Source organism: Anoxybacillus sp. ST70, from assembly GCF_019553625.1.
Taxonomy (GTDB): domain Bacteria; phylum Bacillota; class Bacilli; order Bacillales; family Anoxybacillaceae; genus Anoxybacillus; species Anoxybacillus gonensis.
Map to the genome: position 1 here is coordinate 1 of NZ_JAHZOF010000038.1, position 455 is coordinate 455.

The following is a 455-nucleotide window of genomic DNA, read 5'->3' on the forward strand; positions in this document are numbered from 1 at the left end:
GTTGCCCAAACGCTACGTCGCCTTTTCTCCATGCTACCGACGCGAGGCTGGCTCGTATGGCAAGGACACCCGCGGTATCTTTCGCGTTCATTGGTTCGACAAAGTCGAGATGTTCGTTTATTGCCTACCGCAGGAGGCTGAGGCCTGGCATGAGAAGTTGCTGAGTTTCGAGAAGGACTTCATTACCGCGCTACAAATCCCGTTCCAGGTGCTCGACGTTGCTTCCGGTGACTTGGGCCTGTCTGCTGCCCGCAAGTTCGATTGTTATGGCTGGCTGCCAACCCAGAACGCTATCGTGAGATCACCTCGACGTCGAACTGCACTACCTTCCAGGCCCGGCGCCTGTCTATTCGCCATCGCGGACCTGACGGCGTTGAACCCCTGGCCACTCTCAATGGCACCTTATGCGCGATGACTCGCATCATCATCATGCTGTTGGAGAACCACCAGCAGGC

1 protein-coding gene is annotated in these 455 nt (G+C 56.9%); it reads left to right on the forward strand.

The window, feature by feature from the left end; genetic code table 11:
• Positions 1 to 415: aminoacyl--tRNA ligase-related protein (locus K1I43_RS15480; protein WP_304511243.1), on the forward strand; the 415-nt coding region annotated here is incomplete at its 5' end.
• Positions 416 to 455 lie beyond the last annotated feature (40 nt).